General features: G+C 73.7%; 16 protein-coding genes and 1 pseudogene. 8 read left to right on the top strand and 9 right to left on the bottom strand.

Going from position 1 to position 19441, the window contains the following annotated elements; all coding sequences use genetic code 11:
* Position 1: 1 nt before the first annotated feature.
* The 7 genes and pseudogenes from pcaDC to ACFPCY_RS07450 form a co-directional block, all read right to left on the bottom strand.
* Positions 2-1233: pseudogene (gene pcaDC, locus ACFPCY_RS07480) on the bottom strand (bifunctional 3-oxoadipate enol-lactonase/4-carboxymuconolactone decarboxylase PcaDC).
* Complete coding sequence (gene pcaB / locus ACFPCY_RS07475; RefSeq protein ID WP_378252895.1) at positions 1230-2471, bottom strand: 3-carboxy-cis,cis-muconate cycloisomerase; 1242 nt, start codon at positions 2469-2471, stop codon at positions 1230-1232. The pseudogene pcaDC and the gene pcaB overlap by 4 nt, the downstream one beginning before the upstream one ends.
* A complete protein-coding gene (gene pcaG / locus ACFPCY_RS07470; protein WP_378252894.1) occupies positions 2461-3024 on the bottom strand; it encodes a protocatechuate 3,4-dioxygenase subunit alpha in 564 nt (187 codons plus the stop codon). Before pcaG ends, pcaB begins: the two co-directional genes overlap by 11 nt.
* Positions 3024-3689 carry a protocatechuate 3,4-dioxygenase subunit beta gene (pcaH, locus tag ACFPCY_RS07465; RefSeq protein ID WP_378252893.1) on the bottom strand — a complete coding sequence of 222 codons (666 nt, stop codon included), beginning with the start codon at positions 3687-3689 and terminating at the stop codon, positions 3024-3026. The genes pcaG and pcaH overlap by 1 nt, the downstream gene beginning before the upstream one ends.
* 9 nt (positions 3690-3698) lie before the next feature.
* Positions 3699-4328: a CoA transferase subunit B gene (locus tag ACFPCY_RS07460; RefSeq protein WP_378252892.1), complete on the bottom strand. Its 630-nt coding sequence runs from the start codon at positions 4326-4328 to the stop codon at positions 3699-3701.
* Positions 4328-5161: a CoA transferase subunit A gene (locus ACFPCY_RS07455; protein WP_378252891.1), complete on the bottom strand. Its 834-nt coding sequence runs from the start codon at positions 5159-5161 to the stop codon at positions 4328-4330. Before ACFPCY_RS07455 ends, ACFPCY_RS07460 begins: the two co-directional genes overlap by 1 nt.
* 181 nt (positions 5162-5342) lie before the next feature.
* Positions 5343-6320 (bottom strand): sigma-70 family RNA polymerase sigma factor, encoded by a 978-nt coding sequence (locus tag ACFPCY_RS07450; protein ID WP_378252890.1) that lies wholly within the window; start codon positions 6318-6320, stop codon positions 5343-5345.
* Positions 6321-6598: 278 nt separating this feature from the next.
* On the opposite strand from ACFPCY_RS07450, the gene ACFPCY_RS07445 reads away from it, so the two are divergent.
* The 3 genes from ACFPCY_RS07445 to ACFPCY_RS07435 all read left to right on the top strand — a co-directional run bounded on the left by ACFPCY_RS07445 (position 6599) and on the right by ACFPCY_RS07435 (position 9455).
* A complete protein-coding gene (locus ACFPCY_RS07445; RefSeq protein ID WP_378252889.1) occupies positions 6599-7864 on the top strand; it encodes a family 2 encapsulin nanocompartment cargo protein terpene cyclase in 1266 nt (421 codons plus the stop codon).
* Between the two features lie 41 nt (positions 7865-7905).
* Positions 7906-8748 carry a geranyl diphosphate 2-C-methyltransferase gene (locus ACFPCY_RS07440; RefSeq protein ID WP_378252888.1) on the top strand — a complete coding sequence of 281 codons (843 nt, stop codon included), beginning with the start codon at positions 7906-7908 and terminating at the stop codon, positions 8746-8748.
* A gap of 149 nt (positions 8749-8897) precedes the next feature.
* Positions 8898-9455, top strand: a complete 558-nt coding sequence (locus ACFPCY_RS07435; RefSeq protein WP_378252887.1) for a universal stress protein — start codon at positions 8898-8900, stop codon at positions 9453-9455.
* Positions 9456-9565: 110 nt separating this feature from the next.
* On the opposite strand, the gene ACFPCY_RS07430 is transcribed toward ACFPCY_RS07435, so the two are convergent.
* Positions 9566-12802: a GH92 family glycosyl hydrolase gene (locus ACFPCY_RS07430; RefSeq protein WP_378252886.1), complete on the bottom strand. Its 3237-nt coding sequence runs from the start codon at positions 12800-12802 to the stop codon at positions 9566-9568.
* A 334-nt stretch (positions 12803-13136) separates the two neighbouring features.
* On the bottom strand, positions 13137-14150 hold the full coding sequence (locus ACFPCY_RS07425) for a LacI family DNA-binding transcriptional regulator (protein ID WP_378252885.1): 1014 nt from the start codon (positions 14148-14150) through the stop codon (positions 13137-13139).
* Positions 14151-14466: 316 nt separating this feature from the next.
* Between ACFPCY_RS07425 and ACFPCY_RS07420 the strand changes: the two genes are divergently transcribed.
* The 5 genes from ACFPCY_RS07420 to ACFPCY_RS07400 are packed head-to-tail and all read left to right on the top strand — an operon-like array spanning position 14467 to position 19373.
* Positions 14467-15501: a class I mannose-6-phosphate isomerase gene (locus ACFPCY_RS07420; protein ID WP_378252884.1), complete on the top strand. Its 1035-nt coding sequence runs from the start codon at positions 14467-14469 to the stop codon at positions 15499-15501.
* Complete coding sequence (locus ACFPCY_RS07415) at positions 15498-16445, top strand: ATP-binding cassette domain-containing protein (RefSeq protein WP_465251214.1); 948 nt, start codon at positions 15498-15500, stop codon at positions 16443-16445. Before ACFPCY_RS07420 ends, ACFPCY_RS07415 begins: the two co-directional genes overlap by 4 nt.
* The gene (locus ACFPCY_RS07410) at positions 16442-17464 is read left to right on the top strand and encodes an ABC transporter permease (RefSeq protein WP_378252883.1); all 1023 of its coding nucleotides are present in this window, start codon (positions 16442-16444) and stop codon (positions 17462-17464) included. Before ACFPCY_RS07415 ends, ACFPCY_RS07410 begins: the two co-directional genes overlap by 4 nt.
* A gap of 38 nt (positions 17465-17502) precedes the next feature.
* Complete coding sequence (locus ACFPCY_RS07405) at positions 17503-18471, top strand: ABC transporter substrate-binding protein (RefSeq protein ID WP_378252882.1); 969 nt, start codon at positions 17503-17505, stop codon at positions 18469-18471.
* Entirely contained in the window at positions 18468-19373 is a 906-nt protein-coding gene (locus ACFPCY_RS07400) for a carbohydrate kinase family protein (protein WP_378252881.1), read from the top strand. The genes ACFPCY_RS07405 and ACFPCY_RS07400 overlap by 4 nt, the downstream gene beginning before the upstream one ends.
* The last annotated feature ends 68 nt before the right edge of the window (positions 19374-19441 follow it).

Genomic DNA, 19441 nt, shown 5'->3' with positions numbered 1-19441 from the left:
GCTACTCCGCCCCGTCGAGTTCCGCGAGCACGCGCTGCGCGATCGCGAACGCCGAGTTCGCGGCCGGGACGCCGCAGTAGATCGCGGTCTGGAGCAGGACCTCCTTGATCTCGTCGCTGCTCAGGCCGTTGCGCAGCGCGGCGCGCACGTGCATGGCGAGCTCGTCGTGGTGGCCGCCCGCGACCAGCGCGGTCAGGGTGATGCAGCTGCGCGTCCGGCGGTCCAGTCCGGGCCGGGTCCAGATCTCGCCCCAGGCGTAGCGGGTGATGAGGTCCTGGAAGTCGGCGGTGAAGCCGGTGGTGCGCGCGACGGCGCGGTCCACGTGCGCGCCGCCCAGGACCTCCCGGCGGGTCGTCATCCCGTCCGCATGGCGCTGCTCGTCGGCGCGGCGCTGCTCGTCGGTGCGGTGCTGCTCGTCGGCGCGGGCCCGCTCGTCGGCGCGGCGCTGCTCGTCGGTGCCGGGATTCACGCGGCGGTCCCCTTCCAGGTGCGGTTCAGGTGGTGGACGAGCGCGTCGGTGACGGTACCGGGGCGCTCGGCGTTCGCGAGGTGCCCGGCGTTGCCGACGATCGTCAGCACCGAGTCCGGGATGCGCGCGGCGAGCACGTCGGCGTGGCCGTGCGGCGGTGTCGCGGCGTCGTCCGCGCCCGCGACGACCAGCGTCGGCGCGGTGATCCGGCCGAGGCCGCCGGTCACGTCGAACTCGGCGAGCGCGTCGCAGCAGGCCGCGTAGCCTTCCGGGTCGGCCGCCTTGTTCATCGCGACATAACGCTCAGCGTCGGCGAAGTACGGCGTGAACCAGCGGGACGGCGCGGATTCGGCGATCCCGTCGATCCCCTCACGGCGCACCAGCGCGGCGCGGTCGCGCCAAGGGCCGGGCTCGCCGAACTTCGGCGACGTGCAGAGCAGCGCCAGGCTGGCGACGCGTTCGGGCGCGCGCAGGGCGGCGGTCATCGCGACGGCTCCCCCGAGCGAGACGCCCGCGATCGCGGCCCGCGCCGCGCCGAAGTCGTCGAGGAGGCGGAGCACGGCGCCGGCGAGGTCGGCGACGGTGAGCGGGCCGTCCGGGACGGGCGCGCCGCCGTGACCGGGCAGCTCGTAGCGCAGCACCCGCCAGTGCCGGGCGAGCGCGGCGAGCTGCGGGTCCCAGAGCCCGGACGTCGTGCCGAGCGAGGGGCCGAGGACGACGAGCGGCGCGTCCTCGGGGCCGTCGAGGCGGTGGACGAGTCTCACGGCGAGTTCTTCCTGTACCGGACGAGGGCGCGGTCGACCAGGGCGCCCGCCGCGCGGATGTCGGCGCCGGCGTCGTGGCCGCCGAGCAGCCCGAGCAGGTCGTCCAGGTGCGCGCGCATGCGGTCGGGGCGGACCTCCAGGCCGTCCAGGAGTTCGGCGGCGGTCTCGGCGGCGCCGCCGGCCAGCCGCAGGCACTCGCGCAGCGGCTGCCACTCGGCGTGCCACTCCCCCGCCGGACGCTCGTGCGCGGCGGCCTGCGCCGCCAGCAGCACCTGCACCTGCGCCGGGACCTGGAGCGCCGCCGACCGGACGAGCGTGGCGAGCGCCGGGTTGCGCTTGTGCGGCATCGCCGAGGAGCCGCCCCGGCCGGGTCCGGCGGGCTCGGCGACCTCGTCCACCTCGCTCTGCGCGAGCAGCGTCACGTCCGTCGCGATCTTCCCGAGCGCGCCGGTGACCAGGGCGAGCGCCGTGCCCAGCTCGGCGACCGGGGCGCGACGGGTGTGCCAGGGCAGGACGGCCCGGTCGAGGCCGAGCTCGGCCGCGAACACGTCGGCGACGTCGGGGCCGTCCGCGCCGTAGGCGGCGAGCGTGCCGACCGCGCCGCCGAGCTGGACCGGCAGCGCGACCGACGCCAGCCGGTCGCGGCCGTCCAGGCAGCCGAGCAGCCACTGCGCCGCCTTCAGCCCGAACGTCGTGGGGAGCGCCTGCCGGGACAGCGTGCGGCCCGCCATCGGCGTGTCGCGGTACCGCTCGGCGAGGCCCGCGAGCAGGAGCAGGACGCGGTCGAGCGTGCCGACGATCTCCCGCCGGGCGCGCGCGGCGACCAGCATGGCCGCGGTGTCCATGATGTCCTGGCTGGTGGCGCCCCGGTGGACGTGCCGTCCGGCGTCCCCGGCGAGGTCGCGCAGGTCGGCGACCAGCGGGACGACCGGGTTGCCCGCGCCGCGCGCCCGGCGGGCCAGGTCGGCGACGTCCGGCCGCGCGAGGCGCGCCGCCGTCGTGATCGCGTTCGCCGCGCCCGGCGGGACGATGCCGGCGCGCGCCTGCGCGCGGGCCAGCGCCGCCTCGGCGTCCAGCAGCGCCCGCGCCCACGCGGCGTCGCCGGTGAGCGCCTCGGCGGCCGTCCCGGCGCGGACCGGCGACAGCAGGCCCGCGTCCAGCGGCCCGGCGGCCCACCCCTCGTCGAGGGGCCCGGCGGCGCCGGCCGGCGCGGCGCCGAACGGCTGATCAGATGCCAAGGAAGACCGTCTCCCGCTCGCCCTGCAGGTGGATGTCGAAACGATACGTCCGGTCGTCCTCGGCCACCGCCACCAGGGTCGGACGGCGCTCGGCGGGGACGGCGGACAGCAGCGGGTCGGTCGCGTGCGCCGCCGCGTCCTGCGGGAAGTAGAGCCGGGTGCGGACGGGCTTCAGCAGGCCGCGCGCGAACACCAGCACGGCGATGTACGGGGCGTCCTCGCCGACCGCGCCCGGGCGGACCGTCCGGAACCAGTACCGGCCCGCCGGGTCGGTGCCGCAGCGGCCGAACCCGGAGAAGCCGTGGCCCGCGCGGCGCAGGCCGCCCTCCCCGGACGGGACGCGGCCGTCGCCGTCCGCCTGCCAGATCTCGATCAGCGCGTCCGGGACGGGCTCGCCCGCGCCGTCCAGCACCCGGCCCCGGACGGTGATCGCGTCCGGATGCCAGCCGGGGACGACCTCCGGTCCCTCGGCGTAGGGCAGCGCGTGGCCGAAGAACGGCCCGACCGTCTGCGACGGCGTCGGCTCGTACGCGGGCGCCTCCATGTCGGTCATCACGCCTCCATCGGGGTGTCGCCGAGCACGATGTCCCACTGGTACCCGAGCGCCCATTCGGGCACGGTCGTGTCCAGGTCGAAGCGGGCCACGAGCCGGTCGCGGTCCCGCTGCTCGGGGATCGACTGCATGATCGGGTCGTGCGCGAACAGCGGATCGCCCGGGAAGTACATCTGGGTGACCAGGCGCTGGGTGAACGCCGTCCCGAACACCGAGAAGTGGATGTGCGCGGGCCGCCAGGCGTTGTGGTGGTTGCGCCAGGGGTAGGCGCCCGGCTTGATCGTGACGAACCGGTAGCGGCCGTCGCCGTCGGTGAGGCAGCGCCCGGCGCCGGTGAAGTTCGGGTCCAGCGGGGCCGGGTGCTGGTCGCGGAGGTGGGCGTACCGCCCGGCCGCGTTGGCCTGCCAGATCTCCACCAGCGCGCCGCGCACCGGACGGCCCGACCGGTCCAGCACGCGCCCGGTCACGACGATCCGCTCGCCGAGCGGCTCGCCGGAGTGGTGCTTGGTCAGGTCCTCGTCCAGCGCGCCGAGCTCGTGGTGGCCGAACACCGGGGAGGTCAGCTCGACGCTGTCCGGCCCGAGCTTCGGCATGACGAGCTCGCGCGCGGGCGCCCGCAGCACCGTGCTCTTGTATCCCGGATGGAGGTACGGGGGGTGGGTCATGCTGCTCTCCTACGCGCGGATGGGGGCGGCGGTCCGCTCGCGGACCTCGGCCTCGGTGACGCCGGGGGCGGTCTCGACCAGGGCCAGGCCGCCGGGCGTCACGTCCAGGACGGCGAGGTCGGTGATGATCCGGTGCACGCAGCGCGCGCCGGTCAGCGGCAGCGAGCAGGTCTCCACGATCTTGGACGCGCCGGACCGGTCGGTGTGCGCCATCACCGCGATCACCCGGCGGGCGCCGTGCACCAGGTCCATCGCGCCGCCCATGCCCTTGATCATCTTGCCGGGCACCGACCAGTTGGCGAGGTCGCCGCGCGCCGACACCTGCATCGCGCCCAGCACGGCGACGTCGATGTGGCCGCCGCGGATCATCCCGAACGACAGCGCGGAGTCGAAGCAGGCCGCGCCGGGCAGCACGGTCACCGTCTCCTTGCCCGCGTTGATCAGGTCGGGGTCGACCTCGTGCTCGGCCGGGTAGGGGCCGACGCCGAGGACGCCGTTCTCGGCGTGCAGCACCACGTGCCGTCCGGCCGGGATGTGGTTGGGGATCAGCGTCGGCAGGCCGATGCCGAGGTTGACGTAGGCGCCGTCCGGCAGCTCCGCCGCCGCGCGCGCCGCGATCTCGTCCCGGTTCCAGGGCATCAGTCCCGCACCTCCCGCACGGTGCGCTCGTCGCTCCGCACCGTCGGCTCCTCGCTCCGCGCAGTCGGCTCTCCGCTCCGGACGGTCCGCTTCTCGATCGGCTTGTCGGCGGCCTGCTCGGGCGTCAGCGGGACGACCCGCTGCACGAACACGCCGGGCAGGTGGACGTGGTCGGGGTCGATCGCGCCCGGCTCGACCAGCTCCTCCACCTCGGCGACCGTGACCCGCCCGGCCATCGCGCACAGCGGGTTGAAGTTGCGGGCGGCCTTGTCGAACACGAGGTTCCCGTGCCGGTCGCCCTTGGCCGCGCGGACGAGCGCGAAGTCGGTGGTGATCGCCTCCTCCAGCACGTGGGACCGGCCGCCGAACTCGCGCACCTCCTTGGGCGGGGACGCGACGGCGACCGAGCCGTCCGGCGCGTACCGCCAGGGCAGCCCGCCCTCGGCGACCAGCGTGCCGACGCCCGCCGGGGTGTAGAAGGCGGGGATGCCGGAGCCGCCCGCGCGCAGCCGCTCGGCGAGGGTGCCCTGCGGCATCAGCTCGACCTCGATCTCCCCGCCGAGGTACTGCCGCGCGAACTCCTTGTTCTCCCCCACGTAGGAGCCCATGGCGCGGGCGATCCGCCCGGCCGCGAGCAGCCGCCCGAGGCCGCGGCCGTCCAGCCCGCAGTTGTTGGACACCACCCGCAGGCCGGTCGCGCCGCGCTCGTACAGCGCCTCGATGAGCACCGCGGGCACCCCGCAGAGCCCGAACCCGCCGACCGCGAGCGAGGCGCCGTCGCCGATGTCGGCGACCGCCTCGGCCGCGGAGGCCACGACCTTGTCCGCACCCACTGCCGCTCCGCCTCCCGATCGCTCCGGGGGCCGTCCGGCGGCGCGCGAGGACCGCGCCCAGCCGCCCCCGGCGCCCGTTTCGACCACCCTGGCAGCACGGCGCGGACGCGAAGCGCCCGCTTTTCCGCTCAACGGAAAGTCCGCTGAGCGGAAAAGCGGGCGCCGGGCCGCGGGAGGGCGGTCAGGCCGTCTCGGGAAGCCCGAAGAGCGGGAACAGGCTGGTGTCGAAGAAGACCGACGCGTGCTGGACGCCGCCGTCGGTGATGTCGAGGACCTGGAGCTGGTACGGCCGGTACACGCCGTCGTCGCCCCGCTTGTACAGGGCGAACGCGGGCTGCCCGTTCGCGCCGGTCGGCAGCACCCGGAAGGTCGCGCGCTCGGGGCCGCACTGCGCCTTGATGAGCCGCGCGATGTGCTCGGGGCCGACGAACCACTCGGGGAACGGCGGCATCTCCCAGACCGCGTCCTCCTTGAACAGCTCGACCAGCCCGTCGATGTCGGCGTCCTCGAACGCCTTGGCGTAGCGCTCCAGCAGGTCGCGCTGGCCGGGGTCGGTCGGCTCGACCAGGTGGTCGCGTTCGGGGCTGGACTCCTCCAGCTGCGCGCGGGCGCGCTGCAGGGCGCTGTTCACCGACGCGACGCTCGTCCCGAACAGGTCGGCGACCTCCGCCGCCTTCCACTTCAGGACGTCCCGCAGGATCAGCGTGACCCGCTGCCGCGCGGGCAGGTGCTGGAGCGCCGCGACGAACGCCAGCCGGGTCGTCTCGCGCGCCGCGACGATCGCCGCCGGGTCGGCCGGGTCGGCGGCGACCATGCTGTCGGGCGCGGGCTCCAGCCACGGCACCTCCGGCGACGCCACGACCGGGCGCTCCGGGTCCTCGCTCGGGCCGCCGAGCCCGGTCGGCATCGGCCGTCGGCCGCGCTGCTCGATCGCGGTCAGGCAGACGTTCGTCGCGATCTTGTAGAGCCAGGTGCGGAGCGAGGACCGGCCCTCGAAGCCGTCGTAGGACCGCCAGGCGCGGATGTAGGTCTCCTGGACCAGGTCCTCCGCGTCGTGGACGGACCCCAGCATCCGGTAGCAGTGCGCGAGCAGCTCGCGCCGGTACGGATCGACGAGCTCCTCGAACTCCCGTTCCTGGTCGATGGTGCCGTTCGCCATAGGGGGTCATCCTCACAGACCGACGCGGTGGATGGGACGCGGTGGATGGGACGCGGTGAACCGAGCTGCTCCGACCGTAGGCGAACCCTCCGACATTTTGCGGCCGAAGTCACATTCCGGACGCCCATTCCGCGCCGCGCCGCACGACGGGCATGTGTCGGCGGGGACCGGTGGACCTCACCGGGGGGTTATTCACGTTGGGAAGCGGCGTCACTACGTTTTGTAATCACGGCGTGACGAAAGCGCCCGGAAACCCCCCTCGCGAAAGCAGGTCAGCGGTGGACACGCGTGCCGAGACGACCGAACCAGCAGGAGTCCTCGCGGACCTGTCCGAAAGGTTCTCCGCGCTGCCCGCGGGGCCGACCGGGTTCGGCACCTCGGCCGCGCGCATCCCCTTCCTGGACGGAACCGGCGACGTCTCCGGGATTTCGGACGTCCCCACGCAGGACGTCCCCACCCAGGACGTCCCCACGCAGGACGTCCCCGGCGCGTCCGCCCCCGGCGCGTCCGCCGCCGAGGAGCCCGCCCCCGAGCCGGCGAAGGACCGCCGCGCGGACGAGGCCGAACCGCCCAGGACGATCAAGGGGCTCAAGTACCACCGGCCGCTGCGGGACGACCGGGCGCTCGCCGACCGGGTGAACGAGCGGCTCATGCAATGGGCCGAGAAGGAGATCGAGCTCTACCCCGGCGACGAACTGCGCGCGATGTTCCTGGCGTTCGACCCCGGGCGCTCGGTCGTGATGTGCCACCCGGACGCGGCGACCTTCGAGCACCTGGTCGCCGCCGGGATGCTCTACATCGGCGAGAACGCCGTGGACGACTACTTCTGCGAGCCCGACCTCGGCGGCCATCCCGAGGGGCTCGGCGCGCGGCTGCTGGTCGCCCAGTCGGCGATCGACCCGCTGCACACCACCAAGGCGCAGATCCCGAAGTGGCTGGCCGGGCTCGCCTCGCATCCCGCGCTGCGGTCGATGCGGTCGGCGATGAACTACTTCGAGCGGATCGCGACGCCCGCGCAGGCGCACCGGTACCGGCACGACATCTGCAACCTGTACCTCGGCTACTGCGCCGAGGCCGCCTGCATCCAGACCGGGCGGACGCCGCACGTGTGGGAGTACCTGGCGCAGCGGCAGTTCAACAACTTCCGGCCGTGCCTGACCATCACCGACGCCGTCGGCGGGTACGAGCTGCCCGCCTCGGTGTTCGCCCGTCCGGACGTCCAGCGCGCGACGGCGCTGGCCTCCAACGCCAGCACGATCGTCAACGACCTGTACTCGCTGCGCAAGGAGATGGCCCAGGAGCGCGTGCACCACAGCCTGCCCACCGTCCTCGCCGAGGAGGAGGGCCTCGGCATCGAGGAGGCGTTCCAGCGGACCATCGAGATCCACAACGAGCTGATGGACGACTTCGAGGCGCTGTCGGCCCTGCTCGGCCCGACGGACCCGGTCCTCGCCCGCTACCTGGCGGGCCTGTCGAACTGGGTGGCGGGCAACCACGAGTGGCACTCCGGGCTCGTCGGCACCCGCTACGCCGTCGCGCCCTGACCTCGCACCCCCCTTCACCGAGCACCACGAGGAGATGACCCATGTCCCAGCCCGCTCTGACCTCCTACCAGGGTGACGTCGCCGCCTACTGGAACGCCGAGGCCGACCCGGTGAACATCCGGCTCGGCGAGGTGGACGGGTACTTCCACCACCACTACGGCATCGGCGACCCGGCCCCCGGCGTCGCCGAGGCGGGCGACGACGCGGTGATCGCCGACCTGCACCGGCTGGAGTCGGCGCAGGCGAACCTGCTGCTGGACAACCTCGGCTTCGCGGGCGGACCGCTCGGCCCCGGGCACCGCGTCCTGGACGCCGGGTGCGGCCGGGGCGGCAGCAGCTTCCTGGCCCACCACCGCTTCGGCTGCCGCGTGGACGGCGTGTCCATCTCGGCCAAGCAGGTGAACTTCGCCAACGAGCAGGCCACGCAGCGCGGCGTCGCCGACCGGGTCGCCTTCCACCTCGCGAACATGCTCGACACGGGCCTGCCCGCCGGGGAGTTCCACTCGATCTGGAACAACGAGTCCACGATGTACGTGGACCTGTACGACCTGTTCGCCGCGCACGCCCGGCTGCTCGCGCGCGGCGGGCGGTACGTCACGATCACCGGCTGCTACAACGACGTCTACGGGCAGATCCCGTCCAAGGCGGTCTCGACGATCAACGCGCACTACGAGTGCGGCGTGCACTCCCGCCGGACCTACTTCGCCGCGATGGCCGCCAACCGCCTGGTCCCGGTCCGCGTCATCGACCTGACCGCCGCGACCATCCCCTACTGGGAACTGCGCGCGCGGTCGTCGGTCGCCACCGGCATCGAGGAGGCGTTCCTGTCGTCCTACAAGGACGGATCGTTCCAGTACCTCCTCATCGCCGCCGACCGCGTCTGACGGGAGGGCGCGAAACGCGTCAGCGGACGGCCTTCCGCGAGAAACCCGCGGTTCGACGCGTGTAAACACTTCCGCCCGGGCGGGTAAGGCTGCACCCTGGAGGGCACACATCGCGCAGGGTCGGTGGCAGGCTCCCGCAGGAGGGGACCGTGATCGTGAGACCGGAGGGCGGACCGCGCGTCGTCGTCGGAGTGGACGACTCGCCCGGCGCGCGCTGCGCCCTGTCGTGGGCCATCGGCGAGGCCCGGCTCCGCGGCCTGGCGCTGCTGGTGGTGCACGCCGCCCCGCTGCCGCCGCACGTGTCGGCGGCGGGGCAGATCGGCTGCGGCATCACCGAGGCGCTGCGCGCCGCGGGCGCCGAGCTGATCGCCCGCACGCTCGCCGAGGTGGCGGGCGGCACCCCGCACGGCGTCGAGATGACCGCGCTCGCGCTGGTCGGCGAGCCGGGCGCGACGCTGGTCCGGCTGGCCCGCGACGACGACATCCTCGTCGTCGGGCACGGCCACCGGAGCCTGCTGTCCCGGATCATCCGGCCGTCGGTGCGGCTGCACTGCGCCCGGCGGACGCGGGCGACGCTCGTGTGCGTCCGGCCGCCGTCGTTCGACTCGCTGCTGGACTCGCTCACCATCCCGGATCATCCGGAGCTGGCGGCCTCCGACCCGCCGCTGCTCCGCCGCCTGGCCTGGCGGCGCCGCCGCACCGTCTGACCCCGCGGACCGGACCGCGTTCGACGGTCCGGTACGGCGCACCCATAGCCGGCACGGGAAGAGCCGTCCCCGGAACCCTCCGGTTCCAGGGACGGCCCGTCATGCGCCGATCAGGAGAAGGACCAGGCGAACACGTGCAGTGAGCCGCCGGACGCCGGGGCGTTCAGCGTGAAGCTCTTCACCTGCTTGCCCGACGCGAGGGCGATCGGGGTCGCGCCGAACACGTACACGTTGATCTTCTGGTTCCCGCCGTCGCCGGAGTTGCGGTACGGGGTCTTCAGCACGATCTGGTTGCCGTACTTCGGCGGGTAGGCGTCCGCGCCGAGCGCCCAGTCCGAGAACGCCAGGTCGGACTTCTGCGTCGTGCCGTCGGTGTAGGTGACGGTGACGCTGGACGGGGCGTCGCCGTTGCCGCCCGAGCCGAGGAACGCGAGCTTCGCGCCCGCGACCGGCTGCGCCAGCTCGATCGTCTGCCCCTGGGCCTGGACGTTGTCGAACTGGCCCGGCTGCCGGGACGGCCAGGTGAAGGTGAAGCCGTTCCAGTTCAGCTTCGCGCCCGGCTTGGCCCCGGCGGCGGCGAGCGCCTGCTGCGAGTAGGTCCAGCCGCCGCCGTCGAAGTCGGCCGCGGCCGGCGTCCCGTCCGAGGAGATGCCCGCGTTGTTCTGGTACCACTCGATCGTGCCCTTGCGGGCGACGTTCACCGACACGGCCGCCTCGCCCGCGCCGGAGATGTCGAACGGCACCGAGTAGAGGTCCACCTTGGCGTCGGCGGCGACCGACAGCGTGACCTGCTGCTCGGCCTGCCCGTGGTCGGGCACCGCCAGCGTCCCGGAGGACGGGCTGACGGTCACGCCCGCCGGGGGCTTGGCCGTCCAGGACACGGACCCGCCCTTGGCCAGCGCCTGCACCCGCAGCGTGGTGGTCGCGGTGCCGCCGGGCTCGACCGCCACGATGCCCGGATTCGCCGCCGAGATGAAGGCGTGCGCGCCCTGGTCGAACGAGGGCGGCACGTCCGCGTCGGCCGTGCCGAGCGTGGTGTTCGGCTGCGCGCCCATGGTGTAGTCGAGCCGTCCGCCGCCGGTGGCGAACGACTCGGGCAGCCACAGCTTCGACGAATCCTTGCCGTTCACCTTGAGCGACTGGATGTAGGGACTGCCCGACGCGCCCGGCGCGTTGATCGTGAAGCGCTGGCCGGACGAGCGGCGGATCTCCACCTTGTCGAAGGCCGGGCCGTTCACGACGAGTTCGGCGCGTCCGGGGATCACCGGGAACATGCCGATCGACGACCACACGTACCAGGCCGACATCGTGCCGAGGTCGTCGTTGCCGACCAGGCCGCCGGGCGTCGGCTTGTACAGCTCGGTGCGGGCGCGGCTCACCACGTCCTGCGTCTTGTAGGGCGTGCTGCTCCACGCGTAGAGCCACGGCGTCTGGATGGACGGCTCGTTGCCCAGGTAGGCGTACGGCTCGTGCGGGCCCGCGTTGAGCTTGGTGAAGAAGGTGTCGAGCCGCTTGGCCGCGGCGTCCCGGCCGCCGATCAGGTCGAACAGGCCGCCGACGTTCTGGTAGGCCATCCAGCTGTACTGGGCGCCGTTGCCCTCGACGTAGGAGTTGGAGTCCGCCGGGTTGAACGGGCTGTAGAACGAGCCGTCCGACATCCGCGGCTGGATCCAGGCGTTCGCCGGGTTGAAGACGTTCTGCCAGTTCTGCGCGCGGCTCATGAACGCGTCGCCGGTGGCCTTGTCGCCGAGCCGCTGCGCGAGCTGCGCGATGCCGAAGTCGGCGAGGCCGTACTCCAGCGTGGTCGAGGTGTCCATCGGCAGGAAGCCGCGCTTGAGGTACTGCGCGTTGCCCGGACGCTCGGTGTAGCCGGACTTCGCGCCGATCCGGTTCGCGCCGTCCACCATGGCCGCGAGCGCGCCCTTGGCGTCGAAGTCGCGCGCGCCGAACGCGTACGCCGACGACACGATCGAGTGGTACGGGTCGCCGACCATGACGCCGGTGATGGTGTTCTGGTGCGACCAGCGGTCCCAGACGTTCCCGATCTGGTGCGCGTCGTCGTACATCGACTGGGCGATGTCGGAGCCGACGTCCGGGGCGAGGAACGAGATCAGCTGCGCCTCGCTGCGGTAGATGTCCCAGCCGGAGAACGTGGCGTACTGGTGGTGGCCGGGCCGCACCTTGTGCGTGCGGTAGTCGAAGCCGGTGTAGGTGCCGTCCACGTCGTCGAACACGTACGGCTGGAGCAGCGCGTGGTAGAGCGCGGTGTAGAACGTGCGCAGCCGGTCCTCGGACCCGCCGGCCACCTTGACCTGGTCGAGCCGCTTCTGCCAGGCGCGGTGCGCCGCCGCGCGGACCGTGTCGAAGCCGCGCCCGCCGATCTCCGCGTTGAGGTTGGCGCGCGCGCCCGCCAGGCTCACATAGGACAGGGCGGTCCGCATCTGGACGGGCTTCCCGGAGTCGAACTGGAGGTAGACGCCGGAGCCGGGACCCTTCACGTTGACGCCGCCGCTGAACGCCCGCTGCTCGCGGACCGGCTTGCCGCCCGGCGCGTTGTGGACGCGTCCGGTCGGCTTGACCGCCTGCGGCACCTTGTCGGGCGACTTGCCGCGCGCGACGGCGTTGCCGGCCTCGACCGAGTCGTCCTTCCAGGTGCCGAACGCCTTCACCGGACGGTCGAACGTGGCGCGGAAGTACACGTAGTAGCGGGTGGAGGCGTTGCAGAAGCCGCCGGTCTTCGCCCAGCCCTCGACGGTGTTGCCCTGGACCGTGGCCTCGGCGTCGTCCACGCCGTGGATCGAGCCCGTGACGTTCAGCAGCAGCGTGCCGGGCTTGCCGGTCGGGAAGGTGAACCGCCCGACGCCGCCGCGGGTGGACGCGGTCAGCTCGGTCTTCACGCCCGCGTCGTCGGTCACCGAGTAGTAGCCGGGGCTCGCCTGCTCGTTCTCGTGCTTGAAGGTGCGGACGTAGTCGTCGCCGTGGGTGGCGGGCGATTGACCGATCGTCCCGGAGACCGGTATCACCGGGAAGTCCTGCGCGCCGGTGCAGCCGGGGCCGGAGATGTGGGTCATGGAGAACCCGCGCAGGCGGTCGTCCTCGTACTTGTAGCCGCCGCCCGCGTTGCGCACGGTGTCGGGGCTCCACTGCATCATCCCGAACGGGGCGACCGCGCCGGGGAAGTTCTCCCCCGCGCCGCCGCCGTGCCCGAAGTCCGGGCCGCCGTCCTGGGTGCCGACGAAGGTGTTGACGTAGGAGGTCGGGTCGGGCGCGGCCTGGGCGCTCTGCGCGGCCGCGACGGGGAGCAGGGGGATCAGGGCCAGGGCGGCCGGGACGGCGATCCGCCGCACGGCGTTCCGCCGGGGGACCCGGCTGCCGGGCGGACGTCCGGTCAGGCGCCGGGGCAGACGCCGGGGCGGACGTCCGCGTGGATGCGGCCTGTGCATACGCGCTCCTCCGAGACAACGTTGTCAGGACGCCCTAGATCGTGAAGCCCCTCCCCAGGCGCGTCAAGGGCCCAATCAAGCAACAAGTCCCCCAACCAGCGCGAAAACACACCCTGGCCTCGATCAATATCAATGACAACGTTGTCCCAAGAAGTCATCTGCGCACCCGGTCGGGCGGAGGTGCGGTGGCGTCACCAGAACCCCGGGAGGCGGCGCCCAGGGCCCCGGGCGGGGGCGCTCAGGCGTCGGCGGGGGCGCCCCGGCGGACGAGCCGGGTGGGCAGGACGGTCTCGGCGGGCCAGGAGCGGTCGCCGCCGATCCGGTCGAACAGCCGCGCGGCGGCGGCGCGGCCGAGTTCGCCCACGTCGTAGGCGATGACGGTGAACGGGCGGGGCATGAGGTCGGCCAGCTCGAAGTCGTCGAAGCCGAGCAGGTCGGCGTCCGCGCCGAGGCGGCCGAGCTCGGCCAGCACGCCGACGGTGATCCGGTTGTTGCCGCAGAAGAACGCCGTCGGCGGGTCGCCCTCCCGGAACATCGCGGCGGCGGCGGCAGCGGCCTGGTCCGGGTGCGCGACGTCCGTCCTGACCAGGGCGTCGTCGTAGGGGACGGCCGCCGCGGCGAGGGCGGCGCGGACGCCGGCGAGGCGCTCGCGGGCGGTGTAGATCGTGGTCGAGTCGCTGATCACGCCGATCCGGCGGTGGCCGCGCGCGAGCAGCGCCTCGACCCCGGCGCGGGTGCCGCCCGCGTTGTCGATCAGCACGCTGTCGGCGAGGATGCCGGCCGGCGGCCGGTCCAGGAACACCACCTGGGTGTTCATCTCCAGCTCGGGGCGCATGTAGGAGTGGTCGCCGCCGGCCGGGACGATGATCAGGCCGTCCACCCGGCGCTGGCACAGCTCCAGGAACAGCTGGCGCTCCAGCTCCGGGCTCTCCTCGGAGCTGGCGGTGATCAGGTGCGTGCCGCGCTCGCGCGCGTAGCGTCCGATCGCGGCGGCGAGGGCGGAGTAGAACGGGTTGGCCAGGTCCTCGATGATCAGGCCGATGGTGGCCGTGTGCTGGCCCGACCTCAGCGAGCTCGCGATGTGGTTGCGGCGGAAGCCGAGGGTGCTGATCGCCGCGAGCACCCGCTCGGTGACCTCGGGACGGACCGAGGGGGCGTTGTTGATGACCCGGGACACCGTCTTGACGCTCACCCCGGCGGCCGCGGCCACGTCGGAGATCGTGGGGCGGCGGTGCTTGTCCTCGTTCGTCACGGTCCAACGTTATCCCCGCGCCGCCGGCGGGACCTCCCCGACCTGATGATCGTCCGGTTCCGGAAGCCGGGACGACCGGGGGTTTCCGGCCGCCCCCGGGTCACGGGCGGGTCACGGCGGGCGGCCGACTGTTGACAACGATGTCATTCGGGCCGAAGGTAAGGCCGCAACGGGCGGGCCGATTCCCGGCCCGCCGACGATCGACGACCGACCCGGCGACGACCGATCCCTCACGACGAACCCATCGACGACGAACCCATCGGACGACGAACCCCCGGGTATCCCCGGCGTTCCCCCGGAAGAGGTGGACCGACGCGTGCGACCCCTCACCCTGCCCGCCAACCAGCCGCGCCATTTCTACCGGGGCGGCGCCGCGATCGCCCGGTTCCGCGGCGTGCGGCCTCCCGACGACCACCGGCCCGAGGACTGGGTCGGCTCGGCGACCGGCCGCATCGACGACGCGTCCGCCGGGGTGACCGTGCTCCCGGACGGCCGCCCGCTGCCCGCGGCGCTCGCCGCCGACCCGGTCGGCTGGCTCGGCCCCGAGCACGTGCGCCGCTGGGGCGAGTCGTCCGCGCTGCTGGTCAAGCTGCTGGACGCCGGCCAGCGGCTGCCGGTGCACTGCCATCCGAGCCGCGACTTCGCGCGGGCGCACCTCGGCAGCGCGTTCGGCAAGACCGAGGCGTGGCTGGTGCTGGAGACCGCCGACCCCGACGGCGGCACCGTGCGGATCGGCTTCCGCGACGAGGTGCCCGAGGAGCGGCTGCGCGCCTGGTCGGCCGAGCAGGACGCCGCCGCGATGCTGGACGCGACCAACCCGGTGCGGGTCCGCGCCGGTGACGCGGTGCTGATCCCGGCCGGCATCCCGCACTCGATCGACGCGGGCGTGTTCGTGGTCGAGCTCCAGGAGCCGACCGACTTCAGCGTGATGCTGGAGTGGAAGGGCTTCGCCCCGGACGGCGACGAGTCCGGCCATCTCCGCCTCGGCTGGGACGTCGCGCTGGAGTGCGTCGACCGGACCGCCTGGTCGCCGGACGACGTGGCCGCGCTCGTGCGCCGGCGCGGCGAGATGCCCGTGACGGACGGCGGCGCCCGGCGCGTCCTGCCCGAGGCCGCCGACCCGTTCTTCCGGGCCGAGCTGGCCGGGGACGGGACGGGGTTCCCGCCGGGCTTCGCCGTCCTAGTCGTCCTGCGCGGTGAGGGCGAGCTGCGGTACGAGGGCGGCGACCTGCCGGTGCGCGGCGGGCAGACCGTCCTGGTGCCGTACGGCGCGGGCCCGACCGGCCTGCGCGGACGCGACCTGGACGTGCTGCGCTGCCTGCCGCCCGTCCCCGAGGAGGCCGGAAAGTGAGCGCGGACGCGAACACGGGCGCGGGCACGGGCACGAGCACGGGCGCGGGCGCCGGAGCGGGCGCGCCGCTGCTGGAGGCCAGCGGCATCGTCAAGAGCTACGGGCACGTGGAGGCGCTGCGCGGCGCGGACTTCACCGTCCACGCGGGCGAGGTCGTCGCGCTGATCGGCGACAACGGCGCGGGCAAGTCCACCCTCACCAAGATCCTCTCCGGGGTGGAGCGGCCGGACGCCGGGACGATCCGCCTGGACGGCGTGCCGGTCGCGTTCGACGGCGTGGAGGACGCACGCGAGGCCGGGATCGAGACCGTCCACCAGGACCTGGCGCTGTGTGCGCAGCTCACCCCGGCCGCGAACTTCTTCCTCGGCCGCGAGGTGCTGCGCGGCGGCCTGCTCGGGAGGCTCGGCTTCCTGGACCACCGCGCGATGCGCGACCGGGCGCACGAGGAGTTCGAGCGGCTCGGCGTCCGGCTGAAGTCCGACGCCGTCCCGGTCTCGACGCTGTCCGGCGGGCAGCGGCAGGGCGTGGCGGTGGCGCGCGCGGTGACCTGGGCGCGCCGCGTCGTGTTCATGGACGAGCCGACCGCGGCGCTCGGCGTGCTCCAGACCGGCCGCGTGCTGGACCTCATCCGGCGCGTCCGGGACAGCGGCGTCGCGGTGGTGCTGATCAGCCACAACATGCAGGACGTCAAGGCGGTCTCGGACCGGATCGAGGTGCTGCGCCTCGGCACCCGCGTGGCGCGCTTCGACACCGCGCGGGTCTCCATGGAGGAGCTGGTCGCCGCCATGACGGGCGCGGCGTCCGAGGCGATGGGCGACGCGATGGGCGAGGCGGCGCGCGACGCGATGGGCGAGGCGGTGCGCGACGCGATGGGCGAGGCGGTGCGCGACGCGAACGAGGCGGCCGGGCAGGACGGGAACGCGGCGGACGGGGAGGGCGCATGAGCGTGCAAGTCGGTGAACCGGTGGCCGCGCGGGACGGCGGCGGGCGCGGGCGCGCGTCCGTGCTGGACCGGGTGGCGGGCAGCCAGGTGGTCTGGATCGCGCTGGTGCTGGCGGCGATGCTCGTCGCGTTCGGCGTGCTGCGCCCGCACAGCTTCGCGACGAGCTTCAACCTGCTGAACATGGTGGGCGACGCGGCGATCCTGCTGCTGCTCGCGGTCGGCATGACGTTCGTGATCATCACGTCCGGGATCGACCTGTCGGTCGGCGGCGTGCTGGTGTTCTCGGCCGTGACCGCCGCCAAGGCGATGGAAGCGGTCGGCGCGGAGTCCGGGACGGCCCTGTGGATCGGTCCCGTGGTCGCGGTCGCGACCGGCCTGGCGTGGGGCGTGCTGAACGGGTCCGTGGTGGCGTACGGGCGGATCCCGGCGCTGATCGTCACCCTCGGCACGCTCGGCATGTCGCTCGGCGGCGCGCTGCTGATCACCGGCGGCGTGGACATGCGGGCGTCCAGTCGGCTCAACCTCGGGCTCGGGCTGGACAAGTGGCTCGGCGTCCCGGAGATCGTGTGGATCTCGGCGGCGGTGACGGTGGCGCTCGCGGTGCTGCTGGCGCAGTGCCGGTTCGGCCGCCACACCTACGCGATCGGGTCCAACACCGAGGCGGCGCGGCGCGCGGGCGTGCGCGTCGAGCGGCAGCTGGTGAAGGTGTACGCGCTGGCCGGGCTGCTCGCGGGCCTGGCCGGGTACCTGTCGCTGGCCAAGTACGGGATCACCGGGGTGTCGGCGCACTCGACCGACAACCTGCAGGCGATCGCGGCGGTGGTGATCGGCGGGACGAGCCTGTTCGGCGGGGTCGGCACCGTCCTCGGCACCGTCATCGGCGTGTTCATCCCGGCCGTGCTCCAGAACGGGTTCCAGATCCTCGGGGTCAAGCCGTTCTGGCAGCAGGTCGTCGTCGGCGCGGTGCTCATCGTCGCCGTCTACCTGGACCAGTGGCGCCGCCGGGCGGGCGACCACTGATCCCCCACCCCCCGAAGAAGCAGGCAGGAAGGCGAACGATGCGCAGGTTGATCGGCGTGCTGACGGCGGCGGCGCTGGTCGCGGCGGCGGCCACGGCGTGTTCGGACTCGGGCTCCGGGTCCGGCGGAAAGATCAAGCTCACGCTCGTGCAGGGCATGGCGGGCGAGGAGTTCTACGAGACGATGGCGTGCGGCGCGAAGCGGCAGGCGGCCTCGATGGGCGTGGACCTGAAGGTCCAGGGCCCGCAGAAGTTCGACCCGACGCTCCAGACCCCCATCGTGAACTCGGTGGTGGCGAGCAGACCCGATGGGATGCTGATCGCCCCGACCGACACCAAGGCGCTCATCGCGCCGCTGAAGCAGGCCAAGGCGGCGGGCATCAAGACGGTGCTGGTCGACACCGTGGTGGACGACCCGTCCATCGGCGTGTCGCGGATCAGCACCGACAACGTCAAGGGCGGCGCGACCGCCGCGACGGCGCTGGCGAAGCAGATCGGCGACAAGGGCAAGGTCCTGGTGATCTCCACCGATCCCGGGGTGAGTACGGTGGACGCGCGGATCAAGGGGTTCGAGCAGGAGATCAAGGCGAACCACCCGAACGTGAAGTACGTCGGCGTGCAGTACTCGCACAACGACGTGTCCGAGGCCAGCAAGATCGTGAACGCGGCGCTGGCCAAGGACCCGGATCTCGCCGGGGTCTTCGCCACCAACCTGAACTCCGCGACCGGCGCCGGGTCGGCGCTCCAGCAGGCGGGCAAGCTCGGGAAGGTGAAGATGGTGGGGTTCGACGCCGGTCCGGCGCAGGTGAAGCAGCTCCAGGACGGGGTGGTGCAGGCGCTGGTCGCGCAGCTGCCCGGCGACATCGGCGCGAAGGGCGTGGAGCAGGCCGTCGCGGCGGTGAAGAAGCAGACCGTCACGCCGTCCATCCCGACCGACGCGACCGTGGTCACCAAGGAGAACCTGAACCAGCCCGACGTCCAGAAGATCCTCTACAAGGCGGGCTGTTGAGCCGGATCACCGTTCTCGGCGAGGCGCTCGTCGACCTGGCCCCGGCCGGGGACGAGCGCCTCTTCCGGGCCGTCCCGGGCGGGAGCCCCGCCAACGTCGCGGTCGGGCTCGGGCGGCTCGGCGTCCCGTCGTCGCTGGTCACCGGGCTGGGCGAGGACGCGTTCGGGCGGCTGGTCGTCCGCCACCTGGAGGAGTCGGACGTCTCGGTCGTCGTCCAGCCGTCGCCGTTCACCGGCATGGCCGTGGTGACGCTGGACGGCGCGGGCGTCCCGGCCTACGACTTCGCGCTGTCCTGGGAGCCCGCCGAGGCGGCGCTCCCGGACGGCACGATCGCGCTGCACACCGGCTCCCTCGCCGCCGCGCTCGGCGACGGCCCCGCGCGGGTCGAGGCGATGATGGCGGCGGCGCGGGCCTCGGCGACGGTGTCGTTCGACCCGAACGTCCGCCCGGCGCTGATGGGCGACCGGCGGCGCGAGCTGGAGCGCGTCGCGCGGCAGGTCGCGCTGAGCGACGTCGTGAAGGCCAGCGAGGAGGACATCGCCTGGCTGCGTCCGGGCGCGGATCCGCTGGCCGTCGCCCGGGAGTGGCGCGCGCTCGGCCCCGCCCTGGTCGTGGTGACGCACGGGGCCGAGGGCGCGACGCTGCTCGGGGACGAGGAGATCCGCCGCGCCGCGCCGCCGGTGCGGGTCGCGGACACCGTGGGCGCGGGCGACGCGTTCATGTCGGCGCTGCTCGCCGGGCTGGCGGAGGAGGGCCTCCTCGGGCCCGCCGGGCGGGACGGCCTGGGCGGCGCGCCCGCCCGGGTGCTCGAACGCGCCGTCCTCGCGGCGTCGCTGACGTGCACCCGGCCGGGCGCGGATCCGCCCCGCCGTGCCGAACTCGACGCCGCCGCCACCGCCTGAGCGGTTGCGTCGCCACCGCTTGAGCGGTTCCGCCGCCCCGGCTGAGCGGTCCCGTCCGGCCGCCCCGG

Source organism: Actinomadura gamaensis (genome assembly GCF_042652125.1).
GTDB classification, from domain to species: domain Bacteria; phylum Actinomycetota; class Actinomycetes; order Streptosporangiales; family Streptosporangiaceae; genus Spirillospora; species Spirillospora gamaensis.
Note: the sequence above shows the minus strand (reverse complement) of the source record. Positions and strands in the feature narration are given on the sequence as shown.

Excerpts from the sequence above, each read along its gene's own strand:
- pcaG (WP_378252894.1), bottom strand. The coding sequence starts at position 3,024 with ATGACCGACATGGAGGCGCCCGCGTACGAGCCGACGCCGTCGCAGACG.
- pcaH (WP_378252893.1), bottom strand. The coding sequence starts at position 3,689 with ATGACCCACCCCCCGTACCTCCATCCGGGATACAAGAGCACGGTGCTG.
- ACFPCY_RS07460 (WP_378252892.1), bottom strand. The coding sequence starts at position 4,328 with ATGCCCTGGAACCGGGACGAGATCGCGGCGCGCGCGGCGGCGGAGCTG.
- ACFPCY_RS07450 (WP_378252890.1), bottom strand. The coding sequence starts at position 6,320 with ATGGCGAACGGCACCATCGACCAGGAACGGGAGTTCGAGGAGCTCGTC.
- ACFPCY_RS07440 (WP_378252888.1), top strand. The coding sequence starts at position 7,906 with ATGTCCCAGCCCGCTCTGACCTCCTACCAGGGTGACGTCGCCGCCTAC.
- ACFPCY_RS07410 (WP_378252883.1), top strand. The coding sequence starts at position 16,442 with ATGAGCGTGCAAGTCGGTGAACCGGTGGCCGCGCGGGACGGCGGCGGG.
- ACFPCY_RS07405 (WP_378252882.1), top strand. The coding sequence starts at position 17,503 with ATGCGCAGGTTGATCGGCGTGCTGACGGCGGCGGCGCTGGTCGCGGCG.